The sequence below is a fragment of the Nocardioides carbamazepini genome, from assembly GCF_024614185.1.
In the GTDB taxonomy this organism is placed as follows: domain Bacteria; phylum Actinomycetota; class Actinomycetes; order Propionibacteriales; family Nocardioidaceae; genus Nocardioides; species Nocardioides carbamazepini.
Genome location: NZ_JAHTLF010000024.1, coordinates 1 through 23,486, shown reverse-complemented (window position 1 = coordinate 23,486; position 23,486 = coordinate 1). Strand labels below are relative to the sequence as shown.

At 71.9% G+C, this 23,486-nt stretch carries 20 protein-coding genes; 14 read left to right on the top strand and 6 right to left on the bottom strand.

The window, feature by feature from the left end:
• The first annotated feature begins 99 nt into the window (after positions 1-99).
• The 13 genes from KVF89_RS25130 to KVF89_RS25070 all read left to right on the top strand — a co-directional run bounded on the left by KVF89_RS25130 (position 100) and on the right by KVF89_RS25070 (position 13,067).
• Complete coding sequence (locus KVF89_RS25130; RefSeq protein ID WP_257429670.1) at positions 100-1,083, top strand: transporter substrate-binding domain-containing protein; 984 nt, start codon at positions 100-102, stop codon at positions 1,081-1,083.
• Positions 1,080-2,231, top strand: a complete 1,152-nt coding sequence (locus tag KVF89_RS25125) for a CaiB/BaiF CoA transferase family protein (RefSeq protein WP_257429669.1) — start codon at positions 1,080-1,082, stop codon at positions 2,229-2,231. Before KVF89_RS25130 ends, KVF89_RS25125 begins: the two co-directional genes overlap by 4 nt.
• The gene (locus tag KVF89_RS25120) at positions 2,228-3,001 is read left to right on the top strand and encodes an enoyl-CoA hydratase/isomerase family protein (RefSeq protein ID WP_257429666.1); all 774 of its coding nucleotides are present in this window, start codon (positions 2,228-2,230) and stop codon (positions 2,999-3,001) included. Before KVF89_RS25125 ends, KVF89_RS25120 begins: the two co-directional genes overlap by 4 nt.
• Positions 2,998-4,083 (top strand): aminotransferase class V-fold PLP-dependent enzyme, encoded by a 1,086-nt coding sequence (locus KVF89_RS25115; protein ID WP_257429663.1) that lies wholly within the window; start codon positions 2,998-3,000, stop codon positions 4,081-4,083. The genes KVF89_RS25120 and KVF89_RS25115 overlap by 4 nt, the downstream gene beginning before the upstream one ends.
• A complete protein-coding gene (locus KVF89_RS25110) occupies positions 4,080-4,472 on the top strand; it encodes a PaaI family thioesterase (RefSeq protein ID WP_257429660.1) in 393 nt (130 codons plus the stop codon). Before KVF89_RS25115 ends, KVF89_RS25110 begins: the two co-directional genes overlap by 4 nt.
• Entirely contained in the window at positions 4,469-5,389 is a 921-nt protein-coding gene (locus KVF89_RS25105) for an amino acid ABC transporter permease (protein WP_257429659.1), read from the top strand. The genes KVF89_RS25110 and KVF89_RS25105 overlap by 4 nt, the downstream gene beginning before the upstream one ends.
• Positions 5,386-6,210 (top strand): amino acid ABC transporter ATP-binding protein, encoded by an 825-nt coding sequence (locus tag KVF89_RS25100; protein WP_257429656.1) that lies wholly within the window; start codon positions 5,386-5,388, stop codon positions 6,208-6,210. The genes KVF89_RS25105 and KVF89_RS25100 overlap by 4 nt, the downstream gene beginning before the upstream one ends.
• Complete coding sequence (locus KVF89_RS25095) at positions 6,207-7,295, top strand: ABC transporter substrate-binding protein (RefSeq protein ID WP_257429653.1); 1,089 nt, start codon at positions 6,207-6,209, stop codon at positions 7,293-7,295. The genes KVF89_RS25100 and KVF89_RS25095 overlap by 4 nt, the downstream gene beginning before the upstream one ends.
• Complete coding sequence (locus tag KVF89_RS25090; protein WP_257429650.1) at positions 7,295-8,155, top strand: ABC transporter substrate-binding protein; 861 nt, start codon at positions 7,295-7,297, stop codon at positions 8,153-8,155. Before KVF89_RS25095 ends, KVF89_RS25090 begins: the two co-directional genes overlap by 1 nt.
• Positions 8,156-8,275: 120 nt before the next feature.
• Positions 8,276-8,734 (top strand): MarR family winged helix-turn-helix transcriptional regulator, encoded by a 459-nt coding sequence (locus tag KVF89_RS25085; RefSeq protein ID WP_257429647.1) that lies wholly within the window; start codon positions 8,276-8,278, stop codon positions 8,732-8,734.
• Positions 8,735-8,903: 169 nt separating this feature from the next.
• Complete coding sequence (locus KVF89_RS25080; RefSeq protein WP_257429643.1) at positions 8,904-10,172, top strand: RsbRD N-terminal domain-containing protein; 1,269 nt, start codon at positions 8,904-8,906, stop codon at positions 10,170-10,172.
• 78 nt (positions 10,173-10,250) lie between these two features.
• Positions 10,251-12,254, top strand: a complete 2,004-nt coding sequence (locus KVF89_RS25075) for a fatty acid desaturase (protein WP_257429640.1) — start codon at positions 10,251-10,253, stop codon at positions 12,252-12,254.
• 6 nt (positions 12,255-12,260) lie between these two features.
• On the top strand, positions 12,261-13,067 hold the full coding sequence (locus tag KVF89_RS25070; RefSeq protein ID WP_257429636.1) for an SDR family NAD(P)-dependent oxidoreductase: 807 nt from the start codon (positions 12,261-12,263) through the stop codon (positions 13,065-13,067).
• Between the two features lie 36 nt (positions 13,068-13,103).
• Here KVF89_RS25070 and KVF89_RS25065 read toward each other — a convergent pair whose 3' ends face one another.
• Together KVF89_RS25065 and KVF89_RS30500 are read right to left on the bottom strand one after the other, a co-directional pair.
• Positions 13,104-13,760 carry a response regulator gene (locus KVF89_RS25065; RefSeq protein ID WP_257429633.1) on the bottom strand — a complete coding sequence of 219 codons (657 nt, stop codon included), beginning with the start codon at positions 13,758-13,760 and terminating at the stop codon, positions 13,104-13,106.
• Positions 13,757-14,911 carry a sensor histidine kinase gene (locus tag KVF89_RS30500; protein WP_257429630.1) on the bottom strand — a complete coding sequence of 385 codons (1,155 nt, stop codon included), beginning with the start codon at positions 14,909-14,911 and terminating at the stop codon, positions 13,757-13,759. The genes KVF89_RS25065 and KVF89_RS30500 overlap by 4 nt, the downstream gene beginning before the upstream one ends.
• 132 nt (positions 14,912-15,043) lie before the next feature.
• Here KVF89_RS30500 and KVF89_RS25055 point away from each other — a divergent pair, with 132 nt between their 5' ends.
• Positions 15,044-17,161 (top strand): MMPL family transporter, encoded by a 2,118-nt coding sequence (locus KVF89_RS25055; protein WP_257429628.1) that lies wholly within the window; start codon positions 15,044-15,046, stop codon positions 17,159-17,161.
• A gap of 100 nt (positions 17,162-17,261) precedes the next feature.
• On the opposite strand, the gene KVF89_RS25050 is transcribed toward KVF89_RS25055, so the two are convergent.
• From KVF89_RS25050 to KVF89_RS25035, 4 genes are all read right to left on the bottom strand, one after another.
• Positions 17,262-19,781, bottom strand: coding sequence for a protein-arginine deiminase family protein (locus tag KVF89_RS25050; protein WP_257429625.1), 2,520 nt, complete (start codon positions 19,779-19,781; stop codon positions 17,262-17,264).
• Positions 19,782-19,916: 135 nt separating this feature from the next.
• The gene (locus tag KVF89_RS25045; protein ID WP_257430059.1) at positions 19,917-20,186 is read right to left on the bottom strand and encodes a helix-turn-helix domain-containing protein; all 270 of its coding nucleotides are present in this window, start codon (positions 20,184-20,186) and stop codon (positions 19,917-19,919) included.
• Between the two features lie 16 nt (positions 20,187-20,202).
• On the bottom strand, positions 20,203-21,654 hold the full coding sequence (locus KVF89_RS25040) for an APC family permease (RefSeq protein ID WP_257429624.1): 1,452 nt from the start codon (positions 21,652-21,654) through the stop codon (positions 20,203-20,205).
• Positions 21,655-21,802: 148 nt separating this feature from the next.
• Complete coding sequence (locus KVF89_RS25035) at positions 21,803-23,248, bottom strand: MFS transporter (protein ID WP_257429622.1); 1,446 nt, start codon at positions 23,246-23,248, stop codon at positions 21,803-21,805.
• Positions 23,249-23,486 lie beyond the last annotated feature (238 nt).

Here is a 23,486-nt window from a genome sequence, read left to right as displayed (position 1 = left end):
TGTGAAGCAGTTCACGCGTAATGACCTTTTGTTTAGCGTGTTAGGTGACTTAGCATTCAGGGGTCACCTCCTCTCGGGACACCTACGAAAGGCATCACGATGTCCACTGCTCCTTGGTCCCGCCGCTCGGCCCGGCTCGGTGTCGCCGTGGCCGCCGTCGTCGCGCTGTCGCTCGGGCTGAGCGCGTGCGGCAGTGACGACGCCGGGGGAGCGGGATCGCCGCCCTCCGGCGCCAGTGAGGGCACCACCGACCTGGCGACGCAGCCGCAGCTCGTGCCCGACTTCGAACCGGACGCCGAGCTGGTGGCACTGCTTCCCCAGGAGATCCGCGATGCCGGGAGTGTCGCCACCGCGACGAGCGTGGGCCTTGCGCCGATCAACTTCCCGGGCGCCGACGGGGACGAGGTGAAGGGGCTCAACGCCGACCTCATCGCGGCTGTCGAGCAGCTGCTCGGGCTGGAGTTCGACTCGGAGATCTACCCGAGCACGGCGGCCCAGCTCCTGGCGCTCGACTCCGGGCGGGTGGCGTTGACGACCTCGACGAACGGCGACACGGCGGAGCGGCAGCAGAAGTACGACTTCGTCGACACGCTCATCTCCGGCAACGTGCTGCTGGTCGCGGCCGGCAACCCGCAGCACATCGAGGCCGCCACGGACGTCTGCGGCAGGGCGTTCGGCGAGGTCAAGGGCTCGTTCTCGCTGCTGAGCGTGATCCAGGAGGTCTGCGCCGACGCCGGGCTGGACGAGCCGGAGCTGTCGACCTTCGACGATGTGCCCGCCATGCAGCTCGCCCTCACGTCGGGCCGGATCGACACCTACATCGGCAGCGACTTCTCGGTGGTCTGGGACCAGTCCCAGGGCCAGCGGGTCGAAGCGGTCGAGCTTCCCGAGGCCGGCGACCTGGTGCTCGGCTGGACCCTGCTCAAGGGCAACGACGGCCTGCGTGACGCGGTTGCCGGTGCGCTGCAGCGGCTGGTCGAGGACGGCTACTACGACGAGGCGTTCGAGCGTTGGGGTCTGACGCCGAACAAGATCGCGCCCGGCGTCAACGTCGGCGACCAGGCGAGCGGGTTCGGCGCGTGAGCCAGGCACCACTGGCCGGCATCAGGATCGTCGACCTCACCCGGCTGATCGCCGGCCCCGCGGCCGGCGACCTGCTGGCCGCGATGGGTGCCGACGTGGTCAAGGTCGAGGACGCCGCGGGTGACGCGATGCGCAACGCCCGCTCCCGTCGGGTCGAGCACGGCCTGACCGCGCCGTCGTTCGCGGCGTACAACGTGATGAAGCGGTCGGTGGTGCTGGACCTCAAGACGCCCGAGGGACACGCCCGGGCTCTCGACCTGTGCGCTGAGGCGGATGTGGTCGTCAGCGCGTTCCGGCCCGGTGTCATGGATCGCCTCGGCCTGGGCGTCGAGCGACTGCGCGAGGTGAATCCGCGGGTCGTCGTGGCACGGCTGTCGGCGTTCGGAACCGGTGCGGAGGCGGACCGTGGTGGCGTCGACATCGTGCTGCAGGCGGAGACCGGCCTGATGGCGGTCACTGGCGGGGCCGACCAGCCGCCCACCAAGGTGGGCCTGCCCATCGTCGACGCCGCGTCGGCGTACGTGCTGGCGTTGGGCATCGTGGCTGCGCTGCTCGGCCGCGAGCGTGGCGGCGGGGCCGAGCAGGTCGACGTCTCGATGCGCGATGTCGGGCTGCACCTGCAGGCCCAACCCCTCGCGGAGTTCCTTGAGTCGGGTCAGGAGCCAGAGCGGGTCGGCAACGCCGCGCCGTACGCCGCGCCCGCCGACGTGTTCCGCGCCGCGGACGGCGACCTGGTCCTCTCCGCCCACCTGCCGACCCACTGGACTCGGCTCACCGAGCTGCTCGGTCATCCTGAGTGGGCGGGCGACGAGCGGTTCGCCACGGTCGGCGCCCGGGTGGCGCACCGCGAGGAGCTCACCGCCGCGATCGAGTCCGTCCTGGGCACCCGGACGGTGGCGCAGTGGCTGGGGGTCTTCGCCGAGGCCGGCCTGACGGCCGGCCGGATCGCAACCTACGCCGATGCCGTCGCGGCCGCGCCCGACGACTCGTTCGTCGGCGGCTCGGACCACGACGGCAGCGCACTGCGCCTGGTGCGCACGCCCCTGCGCTTCGGCGGCTGGGACGAGCGGATCCTGCCCCGCCGGGTCCCGGCGGTCGGGGAGCACACCGCCACCGTCGTCCCGCGACCGGGCGAGCCGGCCGCGTGAGCGCGCAGGTGCTCCGGGTCGACGAGCCCGCGGACGGCGTCGCCGTGCTCACCCTGAGCCGGCCCGAGCGACTCAACGCCCTTTCGGCCGCCCTGGCAGACCAGCTCGCCGACGAGCTCGTGGCCCGGGCCACGGACGATCGCACCCGGGTCGTGGTGCTGACCGGGGCCGGCGAGCGCGCCTTCGGCGCCGGGATCGACGTTCGCGAGCTCGCCGAGGGATCGGTCGAGCAGCGTGACCGGCACCAGGCGGCGATGCTGCGCCTGCAGCGCACCCTGGCCGACGGCGCGCTGCCGGTGGTCGCCGCGGTGCGGGGCATCGCCGTGGGCGCGTCCTTCCAGCTGCTGTTGCACAGCGACCTGGTCGTCGTCGGCAGGTCCGGCCGGCTGGCCATGCGCGAGCTGGCCGCCGGCATGCCGGCGATCCTCGGCGGCTGGCTGCTCCATCAGCGGGTCGGGGCGCAGGTCGCGGCCGACCTCGTCCTCACCGGCCGATGGGTCGGCGCCGAGGAGGCGGTGCGCCTCGGTCTCGCCGCCCGGGTGGTCGCCGACGGCGACGAGCTCGACACCGCCGTCTCCCTCGCCGCGGCGATCGCCGCACTGCCCGCCGATGCCCTGCGGGCGACCCACGGCTGGCTGCGCCGGCTGCGCTCGACCGGGGCTCCGGCGACGTTCGCGGGGGCGGTCGACGCCGCCGACGACATCCTGCATGCCGCCAACCGCCGCGCGATCGCTCCGGCCGGGGAAGCGCGATCCGGAGGCGCGCGATGACCGCGCCCGACCCGGTTGCGGCGCTGCGCGCCGACCTGCCGGCGATCCAGCGGCTCGTCTATCTCAACACCGGCACGGCCGGTCCGCTGCCGACGCCGGTGCACGGCGCCATGGTCGAGGCGCTCGACACGGACCTCGCCCGCGGCCGGGCCACCGGACGGCGCTTCCGGCTGCTGGCCGAGCGTCGCGACGCGCTGCGGGAGGCGCTCGCCACCCTGCTCGGCGTACGGCCCGAGCAGTGCACGCTCACCGCCGGCACCGTGGACGGGATCCGCCGCGCCGCCGGGGCAGCGGACATCGCCACCGGCGATGTCGTGGTCACCACGTCGATGGAGCACCCCGAGGTGCTGGCCTTCCTGCGCGAGCTGGCCGCCGAGCGGGCCGCCCGACTGCTCGTCGTCGACCTCGACGGCGTCGGCCCCGCGGACGTGCCCGACGCGGTCGCCGTCCGGCTGCCGGACCGGATCAGGCTGGCCGTCGTCTCGCACGTCGCCTACGCCACCGGCAGCCTGCTGCCGGTCACCGACCTGGGCGATCTCGTGCGCGGGCGCGGGGGAGTGCTCATCGTCGACGGAGCGCAGGCGGCCGGCGCCCTCGCCGTGGACGTCGCCGCCAGCGGGGCGGACTTCTACGCCCTGCCCGGCCAGAAGTGGCTGTGCGGCCCCGAGGGCACGGGCGTCCTCGTCTCCCGGGACCCGACCCCCGCCCTGGACATCCGTCTGCCGAGCGGCGTCCAGGTCGCCGGGCTGCTCGCCGCTCTGGCCTGGCGCGCGTCGTACGGCGAGGCGTGGCTGGCGCGGCGCGTCGCCGACGGCGCGGCCCGGCTGCATGCCGGGCTCGCTGCCGTGCCCGGCATCACGGTCCTCACGCCCGATCGGCACGCCGGCCTGGTCAGCGTTCGGGTGGCCGGCCATCCGTCGGTCGAGGTCGCTCGACAGCTCGGCGCGGCCGGCGTCCTGACGCGGGACGTGGCCGCGGTCGACGCGACCCGCCTCTGTGTCGCCCCCTTCACCACCACCGAGGAGATCACCAGCGTGACCCGCATCCTGACCGACCTCGCCTCCACGGGAGCGCGGCGATGACCGTCACTCCGCCGGCCACCGGCCTCCTGCGCGAGCGCCTCGGCATCGAGGTGCTCGAGGCGTCGGCGGACCTGGTCGTCGCCCGGATGCCGGTCGAGGGCAACCGCCAGCCGGCCGGGCTGCTGGCCGGGGGCGCGTCCTGCATGCTGGCCGAGAGCACGGCCTCCCAGGCCGCGAGTCTCCATGCCGCCGGGCTCGGTGCCGTCGCAGTCGGCGTCGAGCTCAACATCACCCACCATCGAGGGGTCCGGGACGGCGATGTCACCGCGCGGGCCGCCGCCCTCCACCGCGGCCGGACCCGAGCGTCGTACGAGGTTGTCGTCACCGACGACCTCGAGCGGCGGGTCGCGACCGCCCGCGTCACCTGCGCGATCCTGGGGCTGGCATGAGCGGCGTCGCGGGCCCGGTCCTTCTCGACCGCCGCCGTCCCCTCACCTGGGTCAGCGGGCTGGTCGCGACCGCGCTCGTCGTCGCCCTGGTGCTGTCCCTGGCCCGCAATCCTGCCATGGAGTGGGACGTGGTGGCTGAGTACCTCACCACGGCCCAGGTGCTGGACGGCCTGTGGCTGACGCTGTGGCTGACGGCGGTGGTGACCGCCCTCGGGTTCCTCGGCGGCATCGGGATCGCGGCGATGAGGCTGTCGCGCAATCCTGTGCTGCAGGCCGTCAGCTGGGCCTACGTGTGGTTCTTCCGGTCGGTCCCGGTCCTGGTACAGCTGCTGTTCTGGTTCAACATCGGCTATCTCTACCCGAAGATCACGCTCGGCATCCCCGGCGGTCCGGCGCTGCTCGAGGCCAGCTCCAACGACCTGATCAGCGCCACGACCGCGGCGGTCCTCGGACTCACCCTCCACGAGGCTGCCCACGCCGGCGAGATCATCCGGGGCGGCATCCTCGCCGTCGACGGCGGCCAGGCCGAGGCCGGCACCGCGCTCGGGATGAGCGGCAGCCGGATCTTCCGCCGGATCGTGCTCCCGCAGGCGATGCGGAGCATCGTCCCGGCCACCGGCAACCTGCTGATCGGCACCCTCAAGGGCACCTCGATGGTGAGCGTGATCGCGGTGGGCGACCTCCTCTACTCCGTCCAGTTCGTCTACAACCGCACCTACCAGGTGGTGCCGCTCCTCCTGGTCGCCACCCTCTGGTACCTGCTCGTCACCACCGTCCTGTCGGTCTGCCAGTACTACGTCGAGCGGCACTTCGCGCGCGGCTCGCGCAACGGGCTCACTCCCACCCCGGTCCAGCGGGCCAGGCGCGCCCTCACGCGAGCCAGGCTCGTCCCCTCGCTCGGCAAGGAGGCACCATGAGCACCATCCCTGCGCCCCGGGTCACCATCCGCGGCCTACGGAAGTCCTTCGGCGACCAGCCGGTCCTGCATGGCGTCGATCTCGACGTGGCCGTGGGCGCGGTGGTCTGCCTGCTCGGCGCGTCGGGCTCCGGCAAGAGCACCATCCTGCGCTGCGTCAACCAGCTCGAACGCCCCGACGGCGGCACGGTCCACATCGACGGCGATCTGATCGGCTTCCGCCCCGACCGACGCCGCCCCGACGCGCTGCGCGCCCTCGCCCCACGCGAGCTGCGTCGCCAGCAGGCCGACATCGGCATGGTCTTCCAGTCCTTCAACCTGTTCCCGCACCTGACGGTGCTGCAGAACGTCATCGAGGCTCCCGTCGCCGTCCGCGGCCGGAGCGTCGCCCGGGCCCGGGCGACCGCGCTGGAGCTGCTCGACCAGGTCGGCCTCGCCGACCGTGCCGATGCCTATCCGCGTCAGCTCTCCGGTGGACAGCAGCAGCGGGTCGCCATCGCCCGCGCGCTGGCGATGGACCCCAAGGTGATGCTCTTCGACGAGCCGACCAGCGCGCTGGACCCCGAGCTCGTCGCCGACGTCCTCGGTGTCATGCGCGACCTGGCCCGGGCCGGCATGACGATGCTGGTCGTCACCCACGAGCTCGACTTCGCCCGCCACGTGGCGGACCGGGTCGCCTTCGTCGACGAGGGCCGGATCGTCGAGGTCGGCACACCGGCGGAGGTGCTCGAGCATCCGCAGCACCCACGGGCGCGGCGCTTCCTCGCCCAGCTCACCGGCGAGCCCTCGACCGATGTCGACACGCGGGCGGTCGCGTCGTGACGGCGTCGGCCCCGCCGGTGGCGGTCTGGTGCACCCGATGCCCGGTCCCGACCGCCACTGGCGTCGCCATCGACACCGGGCTGCTGTCCGAGGGCCTCGCCCGGTGCGGGGCCCGGGTCGCCTCGATCACCGGCACGGCGGCGGGCGAGGCGCACTTCGACCACCGGCTGCCCGCGCTGTTCCGGGAGGGCGGCAACGTCCCCGCGCTCTGGGCACGTGGCCGCGGTGAGGACACCCGGCTGATCGGCCTCACCTGGGTACCCGAGATGCAGGCGATCGTCGCCCGGCGGGACAGCGGACTGCGGGACGCCTCGGACCTGGCCGGAGCGCGGGTGGTCCTGCCCACCCACGGCGGCGACCGGGTCGACTTCTTCCGCGCGATGGCGCTGAGGGGCATCGACGCGACGCTGCGCGCGCACGGGCTCGACCTGCGCGACATCGTGCTCGTCGACGTGCCCTCGGCCCTGCCCGGCGTCACCGACACCGGAGCGGAGGGCTTCTACGGCTCCACCCTCCGCGCGCTCGAGGAGGGACTCGGCGATGTCGCCTACCTCAAGGGCGCGCCGGGGGCGGACGCCCTGGCCGCCGCCGACCTGGTCGTGCTCCACGACCTCGCCACCGGCGACGATCGCCGGGGCCAGGTCAACAACGGGACGCCGCGGACCCTGACGGTCAGCGCCGCGCTGCTCGACGAGCGTCCCGACATCGTCGCGCAGTACGTCGCCACCCTGCGCCGCACCGCCAGGTGGGCGGCCTCCCACCCGGCCGAGGTCGCCGCCGTCGTCACCGAGGAGACCGGATCCAGCCCGGCGGGTGTCGCACGGGCGTACGGCCCCGATCTGCACGCCCGCCTCGAGCCCGCCCTGCCCGACACCTGGCTCGACCTCCTGGAGGACCAGCGCCGGTTCCTGGTGCGCCACAACATCGTCGCCGACTCCTTCACGGTCGCCGACTGGGCCGACCGCCGGCCGCTCCTGGCCTCCGCGGCGCTCCTAGACGGCACTGACGGGACTGACGGCACCGGCCTCACCGACAGCACCACCGTTCCGCATCCGCCCGCCCTCAACCCTACGAAGGACGACTGATGAGCATCACGATCGGCACCCACCCCAACAACCTCGCCACCTGGATCCTCGCGCACACCCCGCACCTGCAGGCGTCGCTGCGCGCGGTGACCGACGTCGCGTTCGTGACCTACGACGACGGCCGCCAGACGATGCCCTACCTGGTCGACGGCACGATCGACGTGGGAGCGACCGGCACCACCCCGCCGATCAGCGCGCAGGCGGAGGGCCTCGACGTGGTCTACCTCGCCGCGTCCGAGTCGCACCCCGACCCCGGCGGGATCGTCGTGCCCGCCGACTCGCCGATCCGCGAGCTCGCCGACCTCGCCGGGCGCTCCATCGCCTTCGCGGTCGGGTCCTGGCAGACCCACGCGCTGGCCGTCGCGGTCGACCGTGCCGGCATCGCCTGGGATGACGTGACGATCCTCGACGTCCCCGCGACGGCGCACGCGCAGGAGTTCCTCGACACCGGTGCGGACGCCTGGCTGCTCGTCGACCCCACGTACACCGGCCTGGCCGGGCTGGTCGACGTCCGCGTCGTCGCGCCGACGGAGTCCCTGGTGCACAACCGGTCGATGTTCTTCGGCCGCGGGGCCTGGGTCCGCGAGAACCCCGAGACCGTCGCTGCCTATGTCGCCGCGCTCGGCGCCACCGAGCAGTGGGCCGCGGAGCACGTCGAGGAGGTGGCGGCCCTGCTCTCGACGAGCAAGCGCGGCGGTCACCCCGAGACCTGGCTGCCCGCACTGACCCGGCGGCACTGGGGCGTGCACCCGATGAGCGGCGAGGTGGTGGCCGAGCAGCAGCACGCCGCCGATCTCTTCCACCGCTTCGGTGTCATCGACCGCTCGGTGGCGGTCGTCGCGGCCGTGGCCGCGCTCTGAGCGTGTGGTGTGAGCGTCTCCGCCCACCAGCCCTCGCTCCCTGCGTCCGCACCCGTCCCGGACCGCGGCCTCACCGGAAGTCCCGTGCCTGCCGCCCTGCCGGCCGATAGGGTTCGCGACGTGTCGGTGTCCCCGGAACGGCGTCCTGCGGAGCTGCGCCTGCTGTACGCCGTGGGCCGCCTCGACCGGGCGATCCGCAACGAGCTGCAGGCGGGCCTCGAGCCGCTGGGGATCTCCCGTCCGCAGTACGCCACCCTCACCATGCTGCGTGCCCGCAGCGGCCTCAGCAGCGCCCAGCTCGCCCGGCGAGCAAGCGTCACCCGGGCCTCGATGACCCAGGTGCTCGCAGCCCTCGTCGACCGCGGTCTCGTCGACCGCGCGCCGTCCAGCGACCACCGCAAGATCCTGGAGCTGACGCTCACCGAGGACGGACATGCCGTCACCGCGCAGTGCGACGTCGTGGCCGACGCCATCGAGGCCAGGATGCTCCACGAAGTCCCCGAGGGTCAGCGCACCGACCTGCTCGACCTGGTCCGCACCTGCGTGCGGAACCTCGATGCCGGCTTCCCCGACCGCTAGGGAAAGAGTGCCGTCGGCGTAGGGGATGCGCGCGCGGTCGGACTGGGTGCCGATGGTGCCGTGCATGAGGCTGGCGTGGACGCAGCGGGACGGGTAGGCGGCTCGGCAGATCTCACAGGTGTTGTCGACGGCATCCGCAATCACCCAGAGCGCTCGATAGTCTCCGACCATGGGCGTGAGCGTGGGGGAGGAGGCAGACCTTCCCGAGTCGGTGCTGGTCCAGCTGCGCCGTACTGCGGCCGAGCTGTTGGGGAACGTGTCCTCGTACGCCGACGACATGCTCACCTACATCGTCGAGCGGATCCCCGAGGCCAGCGCCGATGACGAGCTCCGTGGGCTGACGCTGGGGTCGTGCTCGTCGAACCTCGAGGCGGCGCTGTCGATGGTGCGACACGGCATCGACGTGAGCGCCGCGGCAGCACCGGTCACCGCGCTCGAGCACGCCCGCGCCATGGCGGCCCGTGGCTACAGCGTCGACGTGATGTTGCGCTTCTACCGCATGGGCCACGCCTACTTCACCGAGCGAATCCTGGCCGGCATCACCGAGCTCGTGCCGGACCCGGGCCTCGCGGTCGACGTCCTGGACAGCCTGCAGCGCTACGCGTTCGCGTACGTCGACCGCATCTCCAGCGAGGTTGCCGCCGAGTACGTCGCCGAGCTCGACCGTATCCAGACCCGGGCCCGGGCAGCGAGGACGGATGCGGTGCGTGCGTTGATCTCGGGCGGACGGGTCGACCTGCGCCGCGCGGAGCGCACCTTGTCCCACCGGCTCACCGGATGGCAGACGGCCTTCGTCTGCTGGACCGATCGTGATGATGTCGACCTCATGCGACTGGGGGCAGCGGTCGGCGCCCAGCTCGGCTCGTCTCACCCGCTGCTCGTCCCGGACGGGGCCCAGGCGCTCTGGGGATGGGTCTCCACGCCCGCCGCCCCTGGGGTCGCGGAGAGCGATCTCCGGTCTCTGGTCGAGCAGGTACCGGATGCTGTCCGGGTCACCGTGGGCATGCCCGCGCAGGATGCCGGGGGCTTCCGGGCCTCGCACGTCCAGGCGCAGCGCGGACGACGGATCGTCGAGCTCGGTGGGCGCTCAGCACCGGTCACGTCCTACGCGGGGATCGCGCTCGTGGACACGATGAGCGGCGATCTGGACCTGGCCCGGTCCTTCGTCGCTGCCGAGCTCGGTGCCCTGGCGGTCGTGGGCCGGCGGGAGGACGAGGAGCGACGGGCGCTGCTCGCGGTCCTCGACGCGCAGGGCGGACTGGCTGCGGCGGCCGAGGCGCTGGGGGTGCATCGCAACACGGTGCTCCAGCGGATGCGGCGGGCCGAGGAGCGACGAGGGCGTGCGGCGACCGAGCGCGTGGCCGAGCTGCACGCTGCGTTGCGTCTGGCTCAGGTCCTTGGCCCGGTGGTGCTGGCGCCGGTGTCGGGCCAGGCCTGATCGTGATGTGCTGCCCGCACATGGGCATGGGCTCGGCACCCCTCGCGGGGCCGGTTCCTGGTTCGTACGTTGCCAGGCATGTCAGCAACCACGGAGCAATCCGCCGCCTCTCGTCACGCGCTCCCTGACCCGGGCGAGAGGGTTCCGACGATCTCGTGGCCCATCGTGGCCATCTTCTGCGCAGCCCTCGCGCTCTTCGCCTTCTCCACATGGGCGGCGTTGGGTGGGGCGCTCGCGGAGCCGGTGACGATCCTGCTCAGCGCGACCGCGATCTTCGTGCTGTTCACGGTGCTGCACGACGCAGCGCACTACTCGATCAGCACGCACCGCTGGGTCAACGTGGCCTTCGGCCGGGTCGCGATGCTGTTCGTGTCGTCGCTGATCTCGTTCAGGTCGTTCGCGTTCATCCACATCGAGCACCACCGCAACACCAACGACGACGACAACGACCCGGATCACTTCGTCAGCGGCGCACCGTGGTGGCAGGTCCCCGTGCGCTTTCCGCTGATGGACCTTCCGTACCTGACCTTCCTGGTGCGCAACGTGAGGCGCCGGCCCCGGGCAGAGGTGCTGGAGACGTCGCTGCTGATGGTCCTGAGCGTCTCCGTGATCGTCGCATGCGCGCTGACCGGTCACCTGTGGACGTTGGCGGTGCTCTACCTGATCCCCGAGCGGGTCGCCATGTTCGTCCTGGCCTGGTGGTTCGACTGGCTGCCCCACCACGACCTCGAGGACACGCAGCAGGAGAACCGCTACCGCGCGACCCGCAACCGCGTCGGCTCCGAGTGGGTCCTCACCCCGCTGCTCCTCTCGCAGAACTACCACCTGGTGCACCACCTGCACCCCTCGATCCCGTTCTACCGCTACGTCGCGGCGTGGCGGCGCAACGAGGAGGCATACCTCGAGCGTGACGCCGCGGTGGGCACGGTGTTCGGCCAGCAGCTGGACGCTGACGAGTACCGCGAGTGGAAACGGCTGAACGGCAAGCTGGCCCGCCTTCTCCCGGTGCGGATGCCGAAGCGATCCTCCGCCCGGGCCGCGGAGTTCCATCCGGTCCCCGTCGCCGGCGTCGATCGGCTGACCGCCGACAGTGTGCTGATCCGCTTCGACGTACCGGACCGGCTGCTCGACAAGTTCTCCTTCGAGCCCGGGCAGCACGTCACGGTCCGTACCGACCTCGGCGGCGAAGGGGTACGCCGCAACTACTCCATCTGCTCGGCAGCCACCTCCGGCAGCCTGGAGATCGCCGTGAAGCACATTCCCGAGGGCGCCTTCTCCACGTTCGCGATGGACCGGCTCCGCGCCGGCGACACGCTCGAGCTGATGACCCCCACCGGCTCCTTCGGCACGCCGCTCGATCCGCTCGCGAGAAGGAACTACGTGGCGATCGCCGCCGGCAGCGGCATCACTCCCATCCTCTCGATCCTGCGCACGACACTCGCCGTCGAGACCGAGAGCCGCTTCACCCTGGTCTACGGCAACCGGGACGACGAGAGCACGATGTTCCGCGATGAGCTGGCGGACCTGGAGGCGCGCTACGCGGACCGGCTCCGGAACCTCCACGTGCGCTCCCGCGAGCCGAGGCACCCGGCTCATCTCCGGGGGCGCATCGACCGCTCCAAGCTCGAACGATGGCTCGGCGCCGACTTCCCGACGAGCACCGTCGACGAGTGGTTCCTGTGTGGTCCCGTCGCCATGGTGAGCGACCTGCGCGACCTGCTCCTCGAACGAGGAGCCGAGCCGGACCGCGTCCATGTCGAGCTCTTCCACGGCTACCAGAAGGCAAGGGTCGCCGACGGCTTCACCTCCGCGGCGGCCTCCGTGACCCTGCGCGGCCGCCAGCACGAAGTCTCCCTGGAAGCCGGAGACACCGTCCTCGAGGCGGCGCTGAAGGCAGGACTGGACGCGCCGTACGCCTGCCTCGGAGGTGCCTGCGGCACCTGCCAGGCGAAGGTGCTGCTGGGGTCGGTCGCGATGGAGCAGAACTTCGCCCTCTCCGCGGCTGACCTCCAGGCCGGCCACGTGCTCACCTGCCAGTCCCGTCCGACGACACCGTCGGTCGCGGTCGACTACGACGCCTGAGTCGTCATGCGCACACTCGAGGGAAAGGTCGCGATCGTCACCGGTGCGTCGATGGGGATCGGTGCGGCGATCGCCGAGGAGCTGGCGCGCGAAGGCGTACAGGTGGCGCTCGTGGCACGCGGACGTGAGGCCCTGGAGGCCGAGGCGGCGAAGATCGGCGCATCCGCCCGGTCGTATCCGTGCGACATGAGCGATCCGGAGGCGATCGAAGCCATGGTCGCCCACGTGGAGCGCGACCTCGGGCCGGTGGCCATTCTCGTCAACAACGTGGGCGCGGGAACGTTCAAGCCCCTGCAGCAGATCGAGCAGCGCGAGATCGCGATGACCATCGACCTGCCGCTCGCGGCAGCGCTGCATGCCAGCCGGGCAGTCCTTCCGGGCATGGTCCGCCGCCGCGAGGGCCACATCGTCAACATGACCAGTCCCGCGGGCTACTTCCCGCTGCCGTTCATGGTTCCCTACACCGCCACCAGGCACGCCATCGTCGGCCTCTCCACCAGCCTCCGCGAGGAGGTCGGCCGCTACGGCGTCGGCGTCTCGCTCGTGTGTCCCTCGGAGGTCAACACCGGCTACTTCGAGCGCAATGACGCCGACATGGGCTGGTATCCCCGCATGTCCAGCTGGTTCCCCGTGCTCGAACCGGAGGCGGTCGCGCGTCGGACGGTGCAGGCGATCCGGAGAGACCAACGTGAGGTGATCTTCCCCTGGCAGCTCGCACTCGTCACCTGGCTCCACCGGCGCTTCCCGGTCGTCGGCCTGAGGCTCCTGAAGGCGTTCGGACTGTTCCGGCCGCGTCTCACCCCGCCGACGTGACGGGAACGGCCACGCCGTCGTCCCCGCCGCCCGGCCCTATCCCTGGACGCGCCGGGTCTCGTACGCCCACATCGCGACCTCGACCCGGTTGCGGGCACCGATCTTGTTCATCAGTGCGGCGACGTGGGTCTTCACGGTGCTCAGGGTGATGTGCAGCTCCTCGGCGATCTCGGCGTTGGTACGCCCGCGGGCGACGGTGAGCAGGACCTCTTCCTCCCGTTCGGTGAGCGGCTCGATCGGCTGGGCCGGGGGCGTTGCTCGCTCCAGGCCGGCCAGCGTGGTGAGCAGGCGGCGGGTGATGTCGGGCGAGATGAGCGCATCGCCGTTCGCGGCTGCGTTGATCGCCTGGACCAGCAGCTCGGGACCGGCGTCCTTGAGGAGGAAGCCCCGGGCGCCGGCCTTGAGGGCGCCATGGACGTACTCGTCGAGATCGAAGGTCGTGATGATCACGACGGCCAAGGGGTTCTCGACGCCGGGGCCGGCGAGCCGGCGGGTGGCCTCGACGCCGTCGATGCCGGGCATCCGGATGTCGAAGAGGCAGACGTCGGGACGCAGCTCGCGTGCCACGGCCACCGCCTCGTGACCGTCCGTCGCCTCGCCGACGACCTCGATCCCGGGCTGCGCGTTGAGGATCGTGGTGAGCCCGGTGCGGACCAGCATCTGGTCGTCGGCGACCACCACCCGGATGGTCACTGCGGCACCTCCCGCGCCATCTCTCGGGCCATCTCCCGCGGCAGGGTCGCCTCGACGGTCCAGCCGCCGGTCGGATCCGGCCCGGCCTGACAGACGCCGCCGAGCAGCTTCGCGCGTTCTGCCATCCCGAGCAGGCCGTAGCCCACGGTGGTCGCGGGGCGGGCCGCCTCGCCGTCGTCGTGCACACGCAACCGTACGACGCCGACGTCCCCGGTGACCTCCACCGTGACCGACGTGGCGTTCAGCGGATGCCGGATCGCGTTGGTGACCGCCTCCTGGCAGATCCGGTAGACCGCCGTCTCCACCGGTTGCGGCAGGTCGGCGAGGTCACCGTCGCGGTGCACCCGCACCAGGGGGCTCATCCGGGTCAGCTCGTCCAGGTCCGCGATGCCGCGCTGCGGTGCGTAGTCCGCCACCTCGCCGTCACGGAGCACCCGGACCATCGTGCGCATCTCGTGCAGGGTCCGGGACGCCTCCGCCTCGATCACCGCCAGCGCCTCGACTGCCGACGCCGGGTCGATGGCGGCCACCGCCCGGCCCGCCTGGGCCTGGATCGCGATGGCCGACACGTGGTGGGCGACGGTGTCGTGCAGCTCGCGGGCGAGCTCGCCGCGCTCGAGTGTCCGGACCTGCTGCACCTCGCGCTGGCGCGCCACCGCCCGGTAGCGCATCGCGGCCCCCAGGGCGAACGCCGCGACCAGCACGGTGGTGCCACCGATCACGTCCCCGAGGTTCCCGCTGGTCGCGAGACCCAGGACTGCCGGTACGGCGACGATCGCCGTACCGATCAGTGCCTCGCGGCCGGAGGCCCAGCGGTACAAGGCGTACGGCAGGAGCAGCAGGCAGACCATGGTGTTGAGCCCGGCGTTGGCGATGCCGTCGACGAGCATCGGGACGTGCATGACCATCGCGCCGCCGAAGCCGATCGCGGTCGCCCGGAGCGGATGGGTACGCCGCCAGAGCAGGGCCGGGATCACCAGGAGCGCGACCACGGTGGCCAGGGGCCGCGCCGGTACGTCGGCGCGGAAGGTCGCCTCGGCCGCGGCCGCGACGAGCAGGGCGGCGACCAGGGCCCAGTCCCACCACGCCCGTGCCGGAAGGTCCGGGGCACGGGGCTCGGCGAGGATCGAGCGGACGAAGGCGGTGGGCACCTCTGCAGCCTAGAGAGCGGAGACGCCCGTCGTACGGGGCACAAGCACGAGCTGCTCGTCGTACTTTCGGCTGAGGAGCTGGCCGGTCCTTGGCCCGATGCGGATCGTCCGCCGCCGGGTCACCGTGGAGACATGTCGAACCTCCTCCACCGACTCGGTCGGTCCGCCGCGACCCGGCCTTGGGTCGCCATCGGCGCCTGGGTCGTCCTCGCGCTCGTCGTCATCTCCTCCTCCGTCGCCTTCGGGCGCGACCTCGAGGAGAGCTTCGAGGCACCCGGCCTCGACTCCTACCAGGCCGCGGAGCTGCTCGCGGAGGCCCAGGCCGACGAGGGCGGGGTCACCGCCCACGTCGTCCTCGAGGCCGAGGCCCACGACGCGGCGGCACGGCTGGCGCCGGTGGAGGCCGCTCTCGCGGCACTTCCTCGCGTGCTCATGACGACCAGCGACGTCTCCCCGGACGGCACCGTCGCCCTCGTGCGGGTTCAGTACCCCGCGATCGAGCACCTCGATGCCTCCGACCTGGGCCACCTCAAGGACGCCGTCGCCGACCTGCGTGACGGGTCGGAGCTGACACTGGAGGCCGGAGGCGACCTGTTCTTCGCGTTCGAGGAGGCACCCACCGGGCTCGGGGAGGTCGCGGGGATCGTCGTCGCGATGATCGTCCTGCTGATCGCCTTCGGCTCGTTCGTCGCGATGGGGCTGCCGATCGGGATGGCGCTGTTCGGCCTGGTCATCGGCATCACGTCGATGAAGCTGGTGACGTACCTGGTCGACATCCCGGCGTGGGCGCCGCAGCTGGCGGCGATGGTCGGGCTCGGCGTCGGCATCGACTACGCGCTCTTCCTGGTCACCCGGCACCGGGAGAACCTGGCCCTCGGGATGCCGGTCGCCGAATCGGTCGGCCGGGCCCTGGCTACCGCGGGACAGGCGGTGATCTTCGCCGGAGGCACCGTCGTCGTGGCGATCCTCGGGCTGCTCGTCGCGGGGATCCCGTTCGTGACCGGTGGCGGGGTCGCCATCTCCGCGATGGTGCTCGTGATGGTGCTCGCCTCGGTCACCTTGCTGCCGGCACTCCTCGGACTGGCGGGGCACCGGATCAACGGACGCCGGCGTACGCCACACCGGCCGAGCGCCGGCTGGACCCGGTGGGGCACCCACGTGACGCGTCACGCCACGGCGTACCTCGTCGCAGGAGCGGTGTTCATGGTCGCCCTGGCCGCGCCGGTCCTCGCCCTCAACCTGGGCTTCCCCGACGACGGGACCAAGCCTGAGTCGCGGACCGAACGACGCGCCTACGACCTGATCGCCGACGGCTTCGGCCCGGGCGCCAACGGCCCGCTGGTGATCGCCGTCGACATCTCGCGGGACGAGTCCGTCGTGACGCCGCTCGCCGAGGCCGTCGCGGCCGACCCGGGCATCACCTCGGTCGGCGAGCCGACCATCGACGTCGCCGCGGGCGTGGCGACCCTGGTGGCCCAGCCGACCACGTCGCCCCAGGACGAGACCACGCAGGAGACCGTCGCGCGGCTGCGGAGCGAGGTCATCCCCACGGTGCTCGACGGCACCGCGGCGACCGCCCACGTCGGCGGCCAGACCGCGACCTTCGCCGACCTCGGTGACCGGGTGCAGGAGCGGATGCCGCGCTTCGTCGCGGCGGTGCTGGTGCTGTCGTTCCTGTTGCTCATGCTGCTGTTCCGGTCGGTCCTGGTGCCGCTGAAGGCGGTCCTGCTGAACCTGCTGAGCGTCGGCGCGGCGTACGGCGTGCTGGTTATGGTCTTCCAGTGGGGCTGGGCGGCCGGGCTGATCGGCGTGGAGTCGACGGTGCCGATCGTGTCGTTCATCCCGCTGTTCATGTTCGCGATCCTGTTCGGGCTCTCCATGGACTACGAGGTGTTCCTGCTGTCGCGGGTGCGCGAGGAGTACCGCCGCCATGGCGACAACACCCGCGCGGTCGTCGCGGGGATCGCCAACACCGGGCGCACCATCACCGCAGCCGCGCTGATCATGGTGGCGGTCTTCTCCGGCTTCATCCTGGGCAGTGACCCGGCGATCAAGATGACGGGACTGGGACTGGCCACGGCGATCTTCCTCGACGCGACCGTCGTACGGCTGGTGCTCGTGCCGGCCACCATGAAGCTGCTGGGCGACGCGAACTGGTGGCTGCCGGGATGGCTGGACCGGCTGCTGCCGGAGCTGGACTCCGCGTCGGTGGAGAAGCCGGTGGAGGTAGCGACAACCGTGTCGATCTGACTCTGCGCGGTGCCTCGACCTCGCAGACGCCCGTCCCTCCCGCGGACCGCGGGAGGGACGGGCGTCTGCGGCTACTGCCTGGTGTTCGGCGTCCCGGGGTTCAGCGACGCACCTTGCCCACCTTGAGCGTCGTCTTGAGCGGCGTGTAGCCGGGCGTCCGGGCCGTGATCACGACCTTGACGGACTTGCCGGCCCACCGCCTCTCGAGCTTCAGCCGCGACGTGGTGGCACCAGCGATCGGCTTGTTGCCGACGTACCAGCGGTAGCTGACCTTCGATGCCTCCGGGCTCAGCGACCCCGGCCGGGCGGTGAGCGTCCGGCCGACCTTCTTCACACCGCGCACCGAGGGCTGCTTGGCCTGGGTGAAGCTGCCCGGAACCGTGCCGATGGTGGTCACCGTGGTCAGCGTCGAGTAGCCCGCCTTGCGGCTGACGATCGCGACCTGGATCGTCTGTCCGGCCCACGCCGCGCTGAGCTCGAGCTGCGGGGAGGTCGCGCCCGGAATCGCGGTGGTCCCGCGGTACCACTGGTAGGAGACCGAGTCCGGTGACGGAGTCAGGGCGCCCTGATGGACCGTCAGCGTCCGACCAGCCTCGAGTACGCCGGAGACCGCGGGCTGTGAGAGCGCGACGAACTCCCGGGGTCCCGGCTCCTCGGACCGCTCCTCGCCCTCGGACCACCACGAGTCGCCGTAGGTCGTGTCGCGCAGGGTGTTCGTGACGCAGTGGATCTGCCCGCTGCGGCTGGTGTAGAAGTAGTCCTCCGCCCATTGGATGTCGGTCCCGACCTCGGCGAACCGCGTCTCGATCTCGGCCTGGAACAGATCCTGGCCGTCGACCGCCGGCACGTGCTGCTTGGGGATGAAGACCACGTTGTGGCCCGTGCCGATCAGGTTGGCGGCGTTGGGAATCTGCACGCCGACCCGTCCGTACCCGTTGTCGCGGTAGAGCACGGGGACGCGGATGATGTCGTCCTCGGTGAGTCCGACCTCCTCGCGAAGGACGCGCAGTCCACGGTTGACGCCGGCGTGGCCGATCGCGACGCCACTGATGATCCGCGCGTCGCTGACCGCCTCGGCCACCGTCATGCTCGGCGGGTTCGATCCGGTCGGCGGCACCAGGCCGTAGGGCGCGTAGAGCTGCTCGTCACCGCGGCCCGCGTCGACGAGCTCCTCGAGCAGGTTCATGGCCAGCTGCGGGTCCGCGGCGACCAGAGCCCAGCCGCGCTCGTTGTCGGCGGGGATCACCGAGATGAACTCGTCGATGTGACCGACGCTCAGCCAGCTCGTGTCCAGGGTGATCGGGTCCTGGAAGCCCTGCAGCTCGAGCATCTTGTTGAAGGCAGGATCAGCCGTGTACTCCGTCCCCGGTACGGCCCCGAGGACCTTGCGGCCGAGCGGGTACCTCTTGCCGTCGTGCTCGTAGGCCGGGATCGTGCCGTAGTTGCCGGTGGAGCCGCGGCTGTCGTAGCTCATCCCGGGGATGGTCGGCGGCACGTAGGCGGGATCGAAGTGCTGGATGCCAGCGACGTCGGGCCCCCGCAGCTCGGTGAAGACCACCCGCCCGGTCTGCCGGAACGGGTTGCCACCGGCATTGTCGCGACCGTCGCGCACCGGCGCCCGGACGAACACGCGCATCTGCTGCTCGCCCTCGGCGGACGGGATCGACATGAGCCCGGGCTCCATGATGTCCTGCGTCCAGATGTCGGTCCCGTTGCCGCCACCGCGGGCGCCTTGCAGGCTGGGCAGCCGCTCCAGCTCGACATCGGCGCCCATGCGCTCCATGCCCGCCAGGAAGTCGGTCGCCAGGGCCTCGGCGTTGTGCTGGCTGCGCAGCAGTCCCGCCGTCGGCTCGGGCAGCTCGGCCCCTTCGTAGACGGACGTCTCGTTGTCGGCCATGTAGAGCTTCTGGATCGGCATGCGATCGGTGGCGAACAGCAGCGGCGCGACCCGCATCTCCACCTGGTCGGTGGCGACCTGCGTCGTGCCACGGCGATGCACGACCCGAAGGACCACGGTGCCGTCCCACGATCCGTCGCGGATGATGTCCTTGCCCTCGACCCCGAGCTCGACACCCTCGCCGATCAGGCCGGCGGGCAGGGCGCCGTTGGCGGCCAGCGGGGTCCAGTCCTCTGCCGAGGCGCCGTCACCGCCCTTGACGAAGACGTTGACCTTGGCCGCACCGACCCCGCGGAGCTCGACGCGAATCGAGCCGACCTCGTCGGTGTCGACGGGCTGCACCTGGACGCGGGCGAGGTCCTTGACGTCGGTGTCTCCGTTGACGGTCCGGTCGGCGGCGTCGTTGCACGACGCCAGCTGGACGTCGGTGAGCTGACTGCCGTGGGCGGCGATCGTCGGGCACCGGCTGGTGTCGTCGTCCAGGTTCGCCAGGAACAAGGCGCCTCGGTCCTGCGACCAGGCGTCGCGGCCCTCGGCGTCTGCCGCACTCAGCACCCCGTCCCGATCGGTGTCCGCCAGGATGAGCGCCGAAGCGTCGACGGCTCCGCTCGCAGGTGCGGCCGTCACTGCCGTCACCGCACCGGCCGACAGGACCGATCCGGCGAGCAGCACCGAACCGGCCCGGCGCATCCCGCTCCGCAACTGGGGAATTCGTGTGTACATGGACTCTCTCTTCGCTCAGGTCACTCAGGGCCGACCCGCACGAGCCGACCTGGACCCGAGTCGATCACCGCTGGGTGCCGGAACCGTTCCGCCGGCGCTACGACGGTGTGAGTCCAAATGAGACGACCGGGACGCTCAGCCCGCCGTCTCGGCCGACTCGGGCTCCATCAGGCCGGCGGCCGCGACGCCGAGCGCCCGTACGCGCGCGCCCAGGGCGAAGCCGCGAAGGTCGGGCGTCCTGACCAGGTACTCCTGGGCGACCAGGTGCTTCAGGATCCGGTAGACGGTCGCCCGCGACATCGGCAGCCGATCCACCAGTTCGCGCGTGCTCACCCCTGCCCCCAGCTCGGCCACGGCCTCGAGCACCGCGAAGGCGCTGTCGACGGCTGCGGGCTGGCGTGCCAGGAAGCCGTCGCCCCCGTCACCGGCGGTCAGGATGGTCCTCCGGCGCCGCGGGGATCAGCACGTCGCACGCCAGTGGCTCCTCGTGCGTGCCCACCCGGCGAAGCCGGCGGGGGAGGAGGACGCCCAGCACGACTCGCCAACCCAGACCGAGAACGACGGTGCCGCACACCAAGGAGACCGCAAGGGAGGAGAAGTTGCCGGTCGCCCAGCGCCAGGTGACGCTGCCCACCCCCAGCAGGGCCAGGATCGCCAGCGCCGCCGTCGCCGGCCGAAGCTCGTCGAGCGAGCGCAGGAAGGGCACCAGCGCCAGCGCTGTACAGGCATAGGTGATGCACATGATGACGGTGGTGGCCTGGAGCAGGTTCCAAGACGCTGCGGACGCGCTCCTCCCCATCACCCACGCGACCAGGGGGCCGGCCAGGGCGACGGGGACCACGCACCAGGTGGCGACGACGGGAACGCCGCGGGGGTTGGTGAGCCCCAGGCCGGCCCACACGATGCCCTCGCGTGCGAAGGAGAACAGCAGTCGTGACAGTGCCGTCCACACGCACAGCGCGAGGGCCACCATCGACATGCCGAGGATGACGAGCGCAGCGGCGTCGAGGCGGGAGACCTGATGCCCGACGGCGAACCAGCGCCACGTGATGGCGGAGTCGCGAGTGGGCTGGACGGTGCCGACCAGGCTCGCAGCGAAGAAGAGCCCGCCTGCCACGAGCAGACTGATGCGCATCGAGACCGGAACGGCCCGCAAGGGCCGATCGGCCTCGAGTCCCAGCGAGGCGCAGCTCTCGAAGGCGACCGTGAGGGTGGCGATCAGCGCGGCACCGGCCATGATCCGCTCCGGCGACGCACCTGCCAGCGAGAAGACCTCGGGGCCCGGTACGCCGTAGCGGATCAGCCACAGAGCGAGGATGACGACCAGCAGCGACACACTCACCACCTCGGTCGCCAACGCCGCGCGAGTCGACCAGTGAATGCCGCGATGGATCACGAACAGGCAGACGGCGGTGAGGAGCAGCACGAGCAGCAGGCCGGTGTGCTCGCCGGGCTCGTCGCCGCCGCTGGCGATCCACGCGGCCTCGAGCCGGCGGGCGCCACCGGTCAGACCGAACCCGGCTAGCGCGCCGTAGCCCAGGACCATCGCGACGCCGACCACGAGCGCGATCGACGTGCCGAGGCCCTTGGCCACGTAGGTGTAGAGAGAACCGGCGGCGTTGAAGCGGGAGGCGAACTGGTCGAACACCAGCGCCAGCAACGCCGCGAGACCGAACCCGAGAAGGGTGCTCACCCAGAAGCCCGGCCCGACCATGGCCGGTAGGGCCAGCCCCGTACCCAGGGCGCTCAGCGAGGGAGTGAGGACCGCGACGGAATGGGCGACCAGATCGACCTGGTCGACCCGGCGCCGAGCCAGACCGTCGAAGACGGACCGGTCGCGGAACTGGGGACGGTGCCGCCTGTCGTCCCGCAATCCACGACCTCCGTCCGACCGGTCGGCACGAGTCTCTCGCCCGATCCGGAGGCGACGGTAGCGACATCATGAGGCGAGGGTGATTCGGTTGCATTTCTGCGGCATTTCGGTCAGGTCCCGTGGTGGAGATCGCGGCAGCGACCACCCCTCAACGACCCGGTGGACGGTGGACACCAGGTCGGGCACGTGCCAGGACGAGGTCACGTACGGCCACCAGCAGCGCGACGACGAGAAAGCCGAGGGCGACGGCTGTAGCGCTGAAGAGCGCGGTGCGGTGGACCTGTTCCGGCGCTGACTGCAGGCTCAGACCGGCGCCGTAGACCGGTGCGTAGTAGGCCATCGAGGCACTCGCGACCCCGAGGCTGTTGGCGATCCGCTGCCCGAGCTGGCCGATGGCGCCGGCGGCACTGCCGCGGTCGCGGGGCACGTCCTGCAGAGTCAGGGTGTGGTTCGGCGAGACGACGAGCCCTGCCCCGAGGCCCGACAGCAGCTGGAGGCAGGGGAGGGCGACCGCCAAGGTCGCGGTCGGCGCCTCGGCCCGGACCAGACCGAGGACACCCAGCACTCCGCCCGCCGAGACCAGGATCCCGGCGACGGTCAGGGCCCGGCCCCACTGGTCGACGAGCCGACCGCCCAGGTGGGCGCCGAGAACCGAGGTGAGCGACGCCGGCAGGGTCAGCAGGCCGACCTCGAGGGCGCTCAGGCCGCGCGCCGACTGGAGGTAGATCATCAGCGCCAGGTTGACGCCGGGACCGCTGGCGAACCAGGTGAGCGAGACCAGCACGCCGCTGCGGAACGTCGCGATCCGGAGCAGGCGGGGGTCCACCACGCTGGTGCGGCCGAGGGCGCTGCGGCGCCGGCAGTGCACGACGAAGGCCGCGGTGAGCGCAGCGGCGGGCACCAGGACCAGCCACCGTGCGGGCGAGTCGTCTGCCCGGCCCGTCGTGGTGACGAGCGGTGCGAGCACGAGCACCAACGCCGTACTGCCGAGGAGGACCCCGGTCAGGTCCACGTCGAGGCGGTGCTGCTCCTCGGCCCGCGTGGCAGCCACGCCGTCCAGTACCCGGTACGCCGCGACGAGCAGGCCCAGGATGATCGGCACGTTGAGCGCGAACACCCCACGCCAGCCGAGCTGGGGCAGCGCCATCAGGACGCCACCCAGGCTGGGCCCGAGCGCCGTCGCGAGGCTCACGCACACGCCGTACCGGCCGAAGGCGCGACCCCGTTCGGCCGGCTCGAACAGCTGCTGGACGATGCCCATCATCTGGGGCATCAGCATTCCTGCCGCGATGCCGGCCAGGGCTCGTCCGAGCACCAGCACCTCGATGCTGGGGGCCAGCGTGCAGATGAGGCCGGCCAGCAGTCCGCCCCACAGGCCCAGGTAGGCCAGGCGCATCCGGTAGCCGCGGTCTCCGATCTGCCCGGCCGGGACGAGTGTGATGGCGAACAGGACGACGTAGGCGGCTGAGACGAGCTGGATCCCGGTTGGTCCGGCGCCCAGGGACCGCTCGATGGAGGGGATGGCGAGCGAGACCTTGTGGATGTCCAGCAGCAGCATTCCCGCCGTGGCGCCGCAGACGGTGACCGCTGCCATGCGTCCGGCCCCGGTCGTCGCCCCGACCGTCCCGGTACTCACGCCGACCCCGGACGTACGACGGCGGCGGGGGCCCGGCGCGGGCGCGCCCCCCGCGTTAGGGCCGGGGGCGGTCCCCCCCACCCGCCCGGGGGGGTCGGGGGCGCGGCCAGGAGCCCCCGCACCCGGTATCCCCGCCCGGAGGGGGCCCCCCACGCGCCCCCGCGACGGGGCGGGTGTTCTGGGGCGCGGGGTGTGG